Source organism: Gilliamella sp. B2838 (assembly GCF_026536185.1).
GTDB lineage: Bacteria > Pseudomonadota > Gammaproteobacteria > Enterobacterales > Orbaceae > Gilliamella.
The window spans coordinates 263,073-275,512 of record NZ_JAFNOO010000001.1 but is presented as its reverse complement, the minus strand read 5'-3'; the positions used below and the strand labels follow the sequence as shown (position 1 = coordinate 275,512).

Sequence of the window (12,440 nt, the reverse complement as noted above, 5' to 3'; positions counted from 1 at the left end):
GAACATGAAAAATAGGCGGTTGAAATCGACGGGGCATTATATATCAACACAATATAATTGACAAATGGTTGCATTAGATTTTTTACTTGCAAAGTATGGATAATTTTAAGTGTCATGGCAAATTTGATATTACACCTGTAAAATGTAACGATTTGTATACATTTTTCTCTTCAAAATATGCTATGCTTGCAATAATGAAGTTATGAAATCATAAATATTGATAAATGAAAAGGAGAAACACGATGGCTGAGGAAACCATTTTTAGTAAAATTATTCGGCATGAAATTCCAGCAGATATTGTTTTTCAAGATGAAAAAGTCACTGCATTTCGAGACATTTCTCCTCAAGCACCCACCCATATTTTAATTATACCTAATAAATTGATCCCAACGATTAACGATATTACCGAACAAGACGAATTAGTATTAGGTCATATGATGACTGTCGCTGCTAAAATAGCAAAACAAGAAGGCATAGATGAAAGTGGTTACCGCTTAATTATGAATTGTAATAAAGACGGCGGTCAAGAAGTGTTTCATATTCATATGCATTTACTTGGTGGTAAGAATTTAGGTCATTTAATAGGTTAATTATTATATGAAACAGATCAAGCATGTTGTCATTATTGGTGCATTAAGTTTTATCTTAGCTGGTTGTCAGATTTTTAGTCAAACTAAACCTATTGAAATAAAACCACCGGTTGAAGACTCGCAAGTAAATAATACTGATGTGATTGAGACGCCGCCATCAATTGTGAAATCAACTGATTGGAATAGTATATTGTCACCGTTTGTGCATAAAATATTGCAATCCTCATCTTCAATTGATGGTAATAAAGTTTTGCTGATTAGTGATATTCAGAATCGTAGTGGTGATTATTTAGCAAAAAATCAGATTGATGAAACATTGCACAGCTTAATGAATAAACAAAATCTTTTTGTTATTGCTGATAAGCAATCTATCATCCAAGCAAAACAAGCGTTGGGTATTTCTGCTGATGATAAACTGGTTTCACGTAGTAAAATGATTGGCTTAGCGAAATCTATCAATGCGGGTTATGTGTTATTTACAACGATTAATAAACTGCCGACAGACAACAATGATGCTAATCTTTCTATGGAGTTACTGTCAACGCAAACTGGTGAAATCTTAACTCGCGTAACATCAAAAGATTTCCCTCAACAACACAATTCGTCATCATCGGTTTCTTCAACCCAAGAGGAAACTAAATAATGGGGCCGTTGTTAATTGATGTTGAAGGTATATCATTAAGTGAAGATGATAAAAAACTTCTGCAAAATCCATTAGTTGCTGGAGTGATCTTATTTGGCCGTAATTATCAAGATCCAGCACAATTGAGTGATTTAATTAATCAGATTCGAGCTGTCTCATCAGAGCGTTTATTAATATCTGTTGATCATGAAGGTGGGCGAGTTCAACGTTTTAAACAGGGCTTTACTATTATTCCTCCTGCGCAATCTTTTGCCGCTCTAAATGCGTTACCTCAAGCTAAATCCTTGGCATTTGATGCCGGTTGGATGCTTGCTACAGAGCTTATGGCTTTCGATATCGACCTTAGCTATGCACCAGTATTAGATTTAGGTCATGATTGCTTAGCAATTGGAACACGCTCATTTCATGAAGATGTCAATATCGCTTATCAAATTGCTTCTGCAATGATTGATGGAATGCACAGTGCTGGTATGAAAACAACTGGCAAGCACTTTCCGGGGCATGGTCATGTGATTGCTGATTCACACAAAGAAACACCAATTGATCACCGTGACAAATCATCAATAGAGCAAGATATGCAGATTTTTGCCAAACTTATTGCCGATAACAAACTTGATGCAATTATGCCAGCACATGTAATTTATCCAGCTTTTGATGATAAACCTGCCAGTGGTTCTCCTTATTGGCTCAAAACAGTCCTTCGCCAGCAACTGCATTTTAATGGTGTGATTTTTTCTGATGATTTATCGATGGAAGGTGCGTCCATCTTGGGTAACCATGCGCAGCGTGCTCAAGCAGCATTATTGGCCGGTTGTGATTTACTTTTAGCCTGTAATAATCGTCAAGGAACATTGTCTATTTTAGAGCAATTAGACGTTTTAAATAAAACACAGCCTTTAACTACAAGTAAAGCCAAACTGTTACTGGCTGACAGCAAAATTACTAATAAAGATTTGAAGACAAGCCATGATTGGCAACGTCGTCATGTAAATTTAATGAGACTAAACGAGAAGTGGGCAGATTATGCAAGCCGCCATCATTGAAATTAATCATAACCAGCAACTCATTGCATATAATGACAAGGCAATAGAGCTATTTGGTTCAACGTCGTTAATATTAAATCAACCATTTGATTATCAGATTATTTTTAATCTTAAACATCTCGATGAATTAGAACAACAAGACGACTTAATTATTGTTTTAAATTCTCAGTACTTTTTATTGCAAAAAGTCTGTGAATCATTCAAAATTACTTTTGTTTTACAACCGGTTGACTATTTAAAAAGACGACTATCAAAAATCAATGTTGTTGGCAGCCATGCTTTTGATATTTTCGCGGTCAAAAGTCAAGCTATGCAAAAGTTGATTGCTCAGGCTAAAGCATTTTCGATGCAAGGAGAGCCATTACTAATTACAGGTGAAACTGGTACTGGTAAAGATTTGTTAGCTAGTGCATGTCACCAATATAGTCCTAGGGGTGATAAAATTTTTTTAGGTTTAAATTGTGCGGCAATGCCTGATGATGTTGTTGAAAGTGAACTTTATGGGCATGCAGTAGGCGCTTATCCTGGCGTACTTGAAAGTAAAAAAGGTTTTTTTGAACAAGCAAATGGTGGTTCTGTATTACTTGATGGCATTGATGAGATGTCATTTCAAATGCAAACCAAATTATTACGTTTTATTAATGATGGGTATTTTCGAAGAGTAGGTGACGATAACGAAGTTTACGTTGATGTTAGAATTATCTGTGCGACTAAAGTTGATTTAGCTGAGTTGGTGGAACAAGGAAAGTTTAGGAAAGATCTTTATTATCGATTGAATGTATTGTCTTTAAATTTTCCTTCACTACAAGAACGCAAGGATGACATTGCACCACTGACTTATATTTTCGTTGATGAATTTGCGAATAAGAAAGGTATTACCCCGCCAAAAGTGAGTCAGGATGTTATTCCTTATTTAACGCAATACTTTTGGCCAGGTAATGTCAGACAGCTTAAAAATATACTTTATTCTGCACTATCTCAATTGACATCATCACAATTAACAGTAAAAGATATTGTTCTACCTACGATAACTTCGACCCAAGTTTCTCGGATCAATAATATCGAAAACAAAACACTAGATGAAATGACCAAACAATTTGAAAGAGAGGTCTTAAAAAGCTTATATGTCGAATTCCCAAGCTCAAGAAAATTGGCCAAACGATTAGGCGTATCACATACTGCGATTGCCAATAAGCTTAGGGATTATGGGGTGGGGCGGTGATGTTAAAAATTTTTCGTTTGTAAATGTTTTTTATTAAATTCTCATATTTTTGGTAATTATAAAAATAATTAAGTTTATTGTTATCTATCTTATTAGATTAATTCGTGGTGGAGAAGCTTAGTGTAAAGATTTTAATGTTTAATTAAAGAATTTTTACACAGTTTTAGGGAGGGTGTTTGTGGAAAATTATAAGATTCTAAATTTACAAAGTATATCTGATGATAGAGGATCTTTAGTTGTATTGGAAAACCTAAAACAGGTTCCTTTTGAAATTAAAAGAATTTTTTATGTTTATAATGCACAAAGTGATGTTCCTCGAGGAGCTCATGCAAATAAAAAATCACAGTTCGTTTTTATTGCAATTAACGGTTCGATTAAAATTAAGATTAAAGAAAAATCTGGTGTAGATAAAATATTTAATTTAAATAATCCTAATACTGCATTATGGATTGATAAATTAGTATGGAAAGAAATGTACGATTTTTCAGATAGTGCTGTTTTATTAGTTCTATCTAATGAATTATATGATCCTGACGAATATATTAATGATTTTGCAAAGTTAAGAGGTAATCACTGATGAAAAATCAAATACAACTACAAAAATTTATATTTGAAGATAATCCTTCGCGATTAGAACTATTAAATCTCCATAAGAAAAATCAAATAATTTCATGGCATTACTCCATTTCAGTCTACCGTAATCATTCTTTTGAATTAATTGAAAATACCATTTATCCTTATCTAGATTTTAGTGGAACCAATGTAAAGTTTGAATACAGTGATTATGATGATTCATTAAGTTTTTTTAATATGAATTTTGGATCAGATTTATTAATTCTATGGATTGATTTCACTCGTTATAGAATTGAAAATGTAGATTCATTTATTGAAGAAAGAATGGATTTTTTGAAGAAAAAATATAAAAAACCTATCTTATTTATACCATTTGGGCATCGCTTTCAATTAAATGATAAACAGGTTGTGATTTACAATTTAGATAAAATTGAGGATAAATTAGGTGAGAAATATATTGATCTTAGATTAGAAAAATTTTCTGGCACTAAATTGAGTTCATTAACATGCCTTGAAGTCTCGAAAGAACTAGGGTTGAATTATATCCCAAGCCTTTTAAAACCTAATCTTAAAGGAATTATAGTTGATTTAGATAACACCTTATATAAAGGTGTTTTAGGTGAAGATGGAATTAATGGTGTAATTTTAACGGTTGGACACCAAAATTTACAAAACTCTTTAAAAAAATTAAAGGAACAAGGTTTTTTCATATGTATTGCATCTAAAAATAATGAACAGGATGTTATAGATTTATTTAATAATAGAGAAGATTTTCCTCTATCCTTAGATGATTTTACTAAAATTTATGCCAACTGGGGTAGTAAATCTGAGTCAATTGGATTAATAGCTAAATATTTAAATGTTAATACCAATAGCTTACTATTTATAGATGATAATACAGGCGAATTGCATAGTGCAGTTAGTGTATATCCTAATATACATATCTTACTCGCTAATAACGATGCAAACATAACTAACAACGTGCTAAATAATTATCCTGGGCTTTTAAAATTGAATGTCAAAACTGAAGACTCACTTAGACAAAAAGATACGCAATTCAATGAGGCTAGAAATAAAATCATTAATTCATTGTCAAAGAAAGAGTATTTTGCTGATTTAAAAATGGAGTTAGAATATTGTCTCGATAACATTCAACAATCAGATAGAATTTCAGAGTTAGCAAATAAAACAAATCAATTTATTTTTAATTATAAAAGATATTCTTTTAATGAAATTGAAAATTTGGTAAAAGATGACAGATCAGTTGTTATTTCAATAAGCCTACGCGATCGATTATCTGATAGCGGTATTATAGGTGGGGTAATTATTTCTGAAAAAAATAAGATAGGTATTTTAGAAGAGTGTTTCATAAGTTGTAGAGCTTTAGGTCGGGGAATAGATAATATTATTGTTTTAGGTGCTGTAAAAATTGGTTTAGATTTTTTAGATTTAGATTGTTTTGAAGCTAAATGCATTGAAGGTGAGCGAAATACACCTGCACTAAATTTTTTCAATGAATATCTATCAAACTATAAAACGCCTAATAAATTTGATTATCAATTGCCTGATGAATTAGTCAAAATCATTGTTAAGAAAGGTAAATAAAATGGAAGAAAAAGTTATTGAAATAGTATCTAAAATCACAAAAATCAATGTTGACGATTTATTAAACAATAAGGATTCAGATAAATTGTGGGATTCGATATCACATGTTGAAATTGTTTTAATGCTTGAAAATGAATTTGGTGTTTCTTTTGATGAGAATGACATAGCTCAAATGATTACATTAAATAGAATTCTAAATTGTTTATTAGGAAAAATGAATCAAAGATGAAACATTCCATAAATATAGATGGTTATAGTTATAAGCTTAGGCCTGTCACGATTGATGATGCAGAATTTATTGTGTCGGTCAGATTAGAAGATAAAGAACGTAATAAATATATCAATCCAATCTCAGAAGATGTTAATGCCCAAATAAAATGGTTGAATTCTTATTTTGAGAAGGTAGGCGATTATTACTTTGTTATTGAGAATAAATTGACTTCAAATAAAGAAGGTCTCATAGCGATTTATAATGTAAAAGCTAATAAAGCTGAGTGGGGAAGATGGGTTATCCGTAAAGGTTCTTTAGCAGCAATAGAAAGTGTTTATTTGATTTACGAAGTAGCATTCAATCATCTAAATTTAGATGAATTATATTGTAGAACTATCATGGATAATGTATCTGTTGTCTCTTTTCATGATACTTTGTCAGAAAATAAAAGAGAGGCAACAATTAAAGTGAAGTTAAATAATTTGCTCTATGATTGTGTAGAACATTTTGTCACACATGATTTCTTTGTTAAGGAATTAAAAAATATATTAACTAAGAAGATATTTTTAATTTTTCAAAGAAATTTTAAACAATATATCCATGGTTTCAAATTTCATCATATTGGAGTTGCCACAACAGATATCAATAAAGAGTTTGAAACTTATAGAATGTTAGGTTATTCAAAAGAAAGTGAAGTTTTTGAGGATGAATTACAAGGCATTAGAGGTTTGTTCATTGTGGCTGATGGACAACCAAGATTAGAATTATTAGAGAATCTTGATAATAGTACAACTTTGGACTATTGGATTAATAATAAAAATAAAATGTATCATTTTGCATATTATGTTCAAAATATTGAAAAGGCATTAGAAATATTTAAAAATAATAGATTTAAAGTAATTTCTCCATTAAAGAAATCGTTTTATTTTCATAAAAGAATCTGTTTTTTAATGTTACCAAATACTTACATAATTGAGTTAATTGAGGTATAAACATGACTAATGTCGTAAAACGAAAAGTTGTGTTTTATTTTCCCTGGAGAGAGGTTTCTGGTGGCCCCTACTATTTAACTAGATTAGCTGATAAGCTAGCTGAAAATTCGAGTTTTGAAGTTTATTATACCGATTATGAAAAAGGGTTATCGGATAAACTGCTTAAAAACCCTTTAGTGAAAAAAATTGAAGTTGGTGAACATGATTTTGGTATTCATATGGATAATGAGCCTGTTTTGTTGATTACTCCAATTTATTGGGCATGTTGGTTACCTTCAATGCATCCAGATAGTAAAATTTTATTTTTCAATTGGCATAATAGTTGTATCTCTGTTTTAAAAAAAGTATGGGATATAAATAATAAACTAATAACTGACTTTTTAAGGATTGTCAAATCTACAAATTCCGTTTTTTTTGCTGATTATTCACATCGTATGGCACAAAATACAAAAAATATAATTTTTGATGAATGCTATGTTCCAGTTGTAATGAAACGAAAAAGCAAATTTGCTAGTTCTAAATTAGTAAAAATTGGGGAAATTAATATTGCAGTTTTAGGACGGCTATGTTTGGATAAAATATATTCAATTATTGATTTGTTGAATCATTTCAATAGGTTAGATTTTTTCTCTAAAAAACATATTTATATTATAGGCTCAGGGGAAGATAAAGAAAAAATTCATCCCAATGATTTTCCTAATTTAATTATTCATTTTATGGGAACAGTAACATCTAACAAGTTAGATGAATTTTTATCGACTAAAGTAGATGTTTTATTTGCAATGGGAACATCAATTCTAGAAGGGGCCGCAATAAAATTGCCTTCTGTAATTATTCCTCATAATGTTGTACCGTTTACCTGTAATAAATATGTCTATCTACAAGATACAATTAAATATTGTCTAGGATGGTTTGATACTCAAATAGAAGAATTAAATTTAAATACAAGATCATTAAAGGAAATTATCGAAGATATTTATATTCGCAATCAGAAAAAAAAGTTAGGTGAGGATGCATATAAATATTTTATAAAAAATCATACTATTGAATCTGTAATTGGTAATTTAACAGATGCCATGAAAAGGACTTCTTTTACTTATAGAGATTTCAAAATTTTTAATAATAAAATCAATAATATGTACAGAAAATGTAAAAGATGGAAGGTAATGGGAGTTTCAATTGTTACTCTATTTAAAAATCGTGATAACGATATTAGAATAAATATTTTCAATATCATTCCTCTTTTATATTATAAGCAATCAAAGGAAAGAAAAACAAAAATCTTATATTTTTGGAAAATACCTTTATTAACTTTCACTAATAAAAAAAATGGGTCTGTAGTAAAAGTAAATGTGACATTTATTTTAAAAATAATTAAATGGATAAAAGGTAGATAATATGATTAAATTTCTTGATTTAACTAGCATTAATAAAATTTATGAAAAAGAGATTAAAGATAGATTTCAACATATTTTTGATAAAGGATGGTATTTGCAAGGAGAAGAAAATAATATTTTTAATGAAGCTTTTGCTGCGTACTGTGGTACAAAATATGCAGTTGGTGTTGCAAATGGTTTAGATGCGCTTAATTTAATTATTAAAGCATATGGTTTCGGGCAAGAAGATGAAATCATAGTTCCTGCCAACACTTATATTGCATCTGTACTTGCTATTTCAGAGAATGGGTGTAAACCTGTTTTGGTTGAACCAGATCTTAATACTTACAATATTAATCCCTACTTAATTGAACAAGCTATAACGTCTAAAACAAAAGCTATCATGGTTGTTCATTTATATGGACAAGCGGTTGAGATGGAAGCTATATGGAAGTTAGCTGATAAGTATAATTTAAAAATAATAGAAGATTCAGCTCAAGCTCATGGTGCTATTTATAAAGGACGTAGAGTAGGTAATTTAGGGGATGCTAGTGGTTTTTCGTTTTATCCTGGAAAAAATCTGGGTTGTTTAGGCGATGGGGGGGCAGTAACTACGAATGATGAAGAATTATATTTAAAGATCAAAGCAATTGCAAATTATGGTTCTATCAAAAAATATGTTAATCTTTATAAAGGTGTTAACTCCAGATTAGATGAATTACAAGCTGCAGTAGTGAATGTAAAATTACCTTATTTGGATGAAGATAATAATAAACGCCGTAGAATAGCAAATTATTATATCAAAAATATCAGTAATCCATTAATTGTTTTACCTAAATCACTACATGAAGATATGCATGTATGGCATCTTTTTGTTATAAGAACTGAGAATAGAGATAAATTACAAAATTATCTACTATCAAATGGAATACAAACCCTTATTCACTATCCAATTCCTATACATAAACAAGAAGCCTATAGAGAATGGAATAATTTAAGTTATCCTATAACCGAGAAAATACATTATGAGGTTCTATCTTTGCCGATAAGTCCTGTAATGACACAAAAAGAAATTGAGAAGGTTGTTGAGGTAATAAATGCATATCAATAAATTACCTTTAGTTTCTGTTGTAATTTCATCCTATAATCATGAAAACTACGTTCAAGAAACTATAAAATCAATTATTTCTCAAATTTATGAAAATATTGAATTGATCATAATAGATGATGGCTCAACCGATTCCACTTATGAAAAAATTCTTGAAATGGAGAGCTTATGTAAAAAACGATTTGTTAATGTTTTTTTCCAAAAGCAGGAGAATCAGGGAGTAGGTTCTACTTGTAATAAGTTAATAAATTTATCATCAGGTGATTATATTTACCATATAGCTTCCGATGATTTAGCTAAACCAGATGCAATTAATGATGAAGTTTTATTTTTAAAAGAAAATAATGAGTATGCTTTAGTTGTAGGAAATAATGAGATTATTGATAATAATGGTAATGTTGCTTATTGGGATGAATTAAGAAATATTACTTATAATGAAGATATTGCTTGTTATAAAACATTTGCTGATTTTCTGAGAATAAAACAATTAAAAAATAATTTTGGAACATACCTGTATTTGTATAATGGTAATCATATACCTAATGGTTATTTAGTTAGGAAATCTATTTATGCTAAAACAGGTTTATATAATAAAAACGCACCATTAGAAGATTGGTTTATGAATCTTCAAATTGCCAAATATGCTAAAATTAAATATTTAGATAAAATACTTTTTTCCTATAGATGGCATCAAAATAACACCATTAAACAAACTAAAAAAATTCAATCTATGTATGATTTGACTTTTAAATATGAAAATAATTTATTGGGTCGGACGGATTTTAATAATGTAAATAAAGATGTGGTTAATTGTTTTTTATATGGTAAATTGAAAAAACGATTTGTCATAATTTCTAATATTTTTGAAATACGTAAATATAAAAAATATGGCATGAAAATGTCAGTATTACATTTTTTAAATTTCGATTTTATTTTTAATAAAAAATTTATTCATTATTGAATAAATATACTTATTTGTATTTGAATATACTTTTAATTGATTAAGCTTTTGAAGTTGAGTTATTTTAAATCCCATTTCGAAAGTTATATGAATAATTTATTTCAATTCCTTATCTAATTATTATTGGATAATTTCGATTATTTTATTTTAAAATTAGGAAAATTTACCGATGAGGTTAATTGTTACTGGAGGGGCAGGCTTTATTGGCTCCGCTGTAGTTCGACATATTATTTATGAAACAAACGATGAAGTTTTAGTCATAGATAAATTGACGTATGCTGGAAATTTGAAGTCATTAAATGAAGTTTCCAATAATAATCGTTTTCATTTCAAACAAATTGATATTTGTGATCGAAAATCTCTTGATTTATTGATGAAAGATTTTCAACCAGATATTATTATGCATCTAGCTGCTGAAAGTCATGTCGATCGATCTATTGATAATCCTTCAGCATTTATAGAAACTAATATAATTGGAACTTACACACTTTTGGAAGCAGCATTAGCATATTGGAAAATTCTAGAGAAAGATAAAAAGAATAACTTTCGCTTTCATCATATCTCAACTGATGAAGTATACGGCGATCTTCTTGGTACTGACGATTTATTTACCGAGAAAACACCTTATTCTCCTAGTAGCCCATATTCAGCATCAAAAGCATCAAGTGATCATCTTGTGCGAGCTTGGAATCGTACATTTGGTTTACCTGCGGTCATTACCAATTGTTCAAATAATTATGGTCCTTATCATTTTCCTGAAAAATTGATACCACTAATGATTCTTAATGCTCTAGATGGCAAACCGTTACCTGTGTATGGTAATGGTCAACAAATACGTGATTGGTTATATGTTGAAGATCATGCTAAAGCACTTTATCTAGTTGCGACTCAAGCTAAAGTTGGTCAAACTTACAATATTGGTGGACATAACGAACGTAAAAATATTGATGTTGTTAATATTATATGTGAATTACTTGAAGAGTTAGTTCCCAATAAACCAAAAAATATTAAGCATTATAAAGATTTGATTACTTACGTCATCGATAGACCCGGACATGATCAACGTTATGCTATTGATGCATCTAAGATCTATCAAGATTTAGGATGGAAACCACAAGAGACATTTGAAACTGGAATGCGTAAAACTGTAGAGTGGTATTTACAAAACAAACAATGGTGTGATCATATCAAAGATGGCTCATATGCTCGATCGCGACAAGGTGTTATTTAACAATAGGTGAATTTTATGAAAGGCATTGTACTTGCAGGCGGTTCTGGAACTCGCCTTTATCCAATTACTCGTGGTATCTCAAAACAGTTATTACCTGTTTATGATAAACCGATGATCTATTATCCTCTGTCTGTCCTCATGCTTGCAGGTATTCGCGATATCCTGATTATTACTACACCAGATGATTTACCTATGTTTAAACGCTTATTAGGTGATGGTTTTCGTTTTGGTATTAATTTAAGTTATGTACAGCAACCTAAACCTGAAGGTTTAGCTCAAGCTTTTTTAATTGGTGAAGAGTTTATTCAAAAACAGCGTTGTTCATTAGTTTTAGGTGATAATTTATTTTTTGGTGAAAGTTTTGGAAGAAAATTAGAAAGAGTAGCTTCCCAAAAAGAAGGTGCTACAATTTTCGGGTATCAAGTTGTGGATCCTGAAAGATTTGGTGTCGTTGACTTTGATGAAAATTTTAAAGCATTATCAATTGAAGAAAAACCAATAAAACCAAAATCTAATTGGGCTGTAACGGGGCTTTATTTTTATGATGAAAATGTTGTTGATATGGCAAAACAAGTTAAGCCTTCGCAAAGAGGTGAGTTAGAAATAACCACACTTAATCAGATGTATCTTGATGCAGGTTTATTGAATGTTGAAATTTTGGGGCGTGGTTTTGCTTGGTTAGATACAGGAACTCATGATAGTCTGCTTGAAGCATCATCATTTGTACAAATTATTGAAAAACGACAAGGTTTAAAAGTTGCATGCCTTGAAGAAATTGCATATAGGAATGGTTGGTTAAGTGCAGAACAAGTAAGGTGTGAAGCAATTAGTTCAAGTAAAACATTATATGGTCAATATTTATATCAATTAGTTGAAAAGATTTAG

General features: G+C 30.2%; 13 protein-coding genes. All 13 read left to right on the top strand.

The features are described from left to right. Positions 1-242: 242 nt before the first annotated feature. The gene (hinT, locus tag J3U63_RS01255; RefSeq protein WP_065634402.1) at positions 243-590 is read left to right on the top strand and encodes a purine nucleoside phosphoramidase; all 348 of its coding nucleotides are present in this window, start codon (positions 243-245) and stop codon (positions 588-590) included. A gap of 7 nt (positions 591-597) precedes the next feature. After that, positions 598-1,233 carry a hypothetical protein gene (locus J3U63_RS01250; protein WP_267333178.1) on the top strand — a complete coding sequence of 212 codons (636 nt, stop codon included), beginning with the start codon at positions 598-600 and terminating at the stop codon, positions 1,231-1,233. After that, entirely contained in the window at positions 1,233-2,276 is a 1,044-nt protein-coding gene (gene nagZ / locus J3U63_RS01245) for a beta-N-acetylhexosaminidase (RefSeq protein WP_267343775.1), read from the top strand. The genes J3U63_RS01250 and nagZ overlap by 1 nt, the downstream gene beginning before the upstream one ends. Next, positions 2,257-3,498 carry a sigma 54-interacting transcriptional regulator gene (locus J3U63_RS01240; protein ID WP_267370245.1) on the top strand — a complete coding sequence of 414 codons (1,242 nt, stop codon included), beginning with the start codon at positions 2,257-2,259 and terminating at the stop codon, positions 3,496-3,498. Before nagZ ends, J3U63_RS01240 begins: the two co-directional genes overlap by 20 nt. A 178-nt stretch (positions 3,499-3,676) precedes the next feature. Further along, positions 3,677-4,075, top strand: a complete 399-nt coding sequence (locus J3U63_RS01235; protein ID WP_267370244.1) for a sugar 3,4-ketoisomerase — start codon at positions 3,677-3,679, stop codon at positions 4,073-4,075. After that, positions 4,075-5,676 (top strand): HAD-IIIC family phosphatase, encoded by a 1,602-nt coding sequence (locus J3U63_RS01230; RefSeq protein WP_267370243.1) that lies wholly within the window; start codon positions 4,075-4,077, stop codon positions 5,674-5,676. The genes J3U63_RS01235 and J3U63_RS01230 overlap by 1 nt, the downstream gene beginning before the upstream one ends. 1 nt (position 5,677) lies before the next feature. Beyond that, on the top strand, positions 5,678-5,905 hold the full coding sequence (locus tag J3U63_RS01225) for an acyl carrier protein (protein ID WP_267370241.1): 228 nt from the start codon (positions 5,678-5,680) through the stop codon (positions 5,903-5,905). Continuing rightward, positions 5,902-6,879, top strand: a complete 978-nt coding sequence (locus J3U63_RS01220) for a GNAT family N-acetyltransferase (protein ID WP_267370240.1) — start codon at positions 5,902-5,904, stop codon at positions 6,877-6,879. The genes J3U63_RS01225 and J3U63_RS01220 overlap by 4 nt, the downstream gene beginning before the upstream one ends. Before the next feature lie 2 nt (positions 6,880-6,881). After that, positions 6,882-8,276, top strand: a complete 1,395-nt coding sequence (locus J3U63_RS01215) for a hypothetical protein (protein WP_267370239.1) — start codon at positions 6,882-6,884, stop codon at positions 8,274-8,276. Between the two features lies 1 nt (position 8,277). Continuing rightward, positions 8,278-9,366: a DegT/DnrJ/EryC1/StrS family aminotransferase gene (locus J3U63_RS01210; RefSeq protein ID WP_267370238.1), complete on the top strand. Its 1,089-nt coding sequence runs from the start codon at positions 8,278-8,280 to the stop codon at positions 9,364-9,366. Further along, complete coding sequence (locus J3U63_RS01205; RefSeq protein ID WP_267370237.1) at positions 9,353-10,324, top strand: glycosyltransferase; 972 nt, start codon at positions 9,353-9,355, stop codon at positions 10,322-10,324. Before J3U63_RS01210 ends, J3U63_RS01205 begins: the two co-directional genes overlap by 14 nt. A 169-nt stretch (positions 10,325-10,493) precedes the next feature. Next, positions 10,494-11,555, top strand: a complete 1,062-nt coding sequence (rfbB, locus tag J3U63_RS01200; protein WP_267370236.1) for a dTDP-glucose 4,6-dehydratase — start codon at positions 10,494-10,496, stop codon at positions 11,553-11,555. A gap of 15 nt (positions 11,556-11,570) precedes the next feature. Further along, a complete protein-coding gene (gene rfbA, locus J3U63_RS01195) occupies positions 11,571-12,440 on the top strand; it encodes a glucose-1-phosphate thymidylyltransferase RfbA (protein WP_267370235.1) in 870 nt (289 codons plus the stop codon).

Excerpts from the sequence above, each read along its gene's own strand:
- hinT (WP_065634402.1), top strand. The coding sequence starts at position 243 with ATGGCTGAGGAAACCATTTTTAGTAAAATTATTCGGCATGAAATTCCA.
- J3U63_RS01250 (WP_267333178.1), top strand. The coding sequence starts at position 598 with ATGAAACAGATCAAGCATGTTGTCATTATTGGTGCATTAAGTTTTATC.
- nagZ (WP_267343775.1), top strand. The coding sequence starts at position 1,233 with ATGGGGCCGTTGTTAATTGATGTTGAAGGTATATCATTAAGTGAAGAT.
- J3U63_RS01240 (WP_267370245.1), top strand. The coding sequence starts at position 2,257 with ATGCAAGCCGCCATCATTGAAATTAATCATAACCAGCAACTCATTGCA.
- J3U63_RS01230 (WP_267370243.1), top strand. The coding sequence starts at position 4,075 with ATGAAAAATCAAATACAACTACAAAAATTTATATTTGAAGATAATCCT.
- J3U63_RS01225 (WP_267370241.1), top strand. The coding sequence starts at position 5,678 with ATGGAAGAAAAAGTTATTGAAATAGTATCTAAAATCACAAAAATCAAT.
- J3U63_RS01220 (WP_267370240.1), top strand. The coding sequence starts at position 5,902 with ATGAAACATTCCATAAATATAGATGGTTATAGTTATAAGCTTAGGCCT.
- J3U63_RS01215 (WP_267370239.1), top strand. The coding sequence starts at position 6,882 with ATGACTAATGTCGTAAAACGAAAAGTTGTGTTTTATTTTCCCTGGAGA.
- J3U63_RS01210 (WP_267370238.1), top strand. The coding sequence starts at position 8,278 with ATGATTAAATTTCTTGATTTAACTAGCATTAATAAAATTTATGAAAAA.
- J3U63_RS01205 (WP_267370237.1), top strand. The coding sequence starts at position 9,353 with ATGCATATCAATAAATTACCTTTAGTTTCTGTTGTAATTTCATCCTAT.
- rfbB (WP_267370236.1), top strand. The coding sequence starts at position 10,494 with ATGAGGTTAATTGTTACTGGAGGGGCAGGCTTTATTGGCTCCGCTGTA.
- rfbA (WP_267370235.1), top strand. The coding sequence starts at position 11,571 with ATGAAAGGCATTGTACTTGCAGGCGGTTCTGGAACTCGCCTTTATCCA.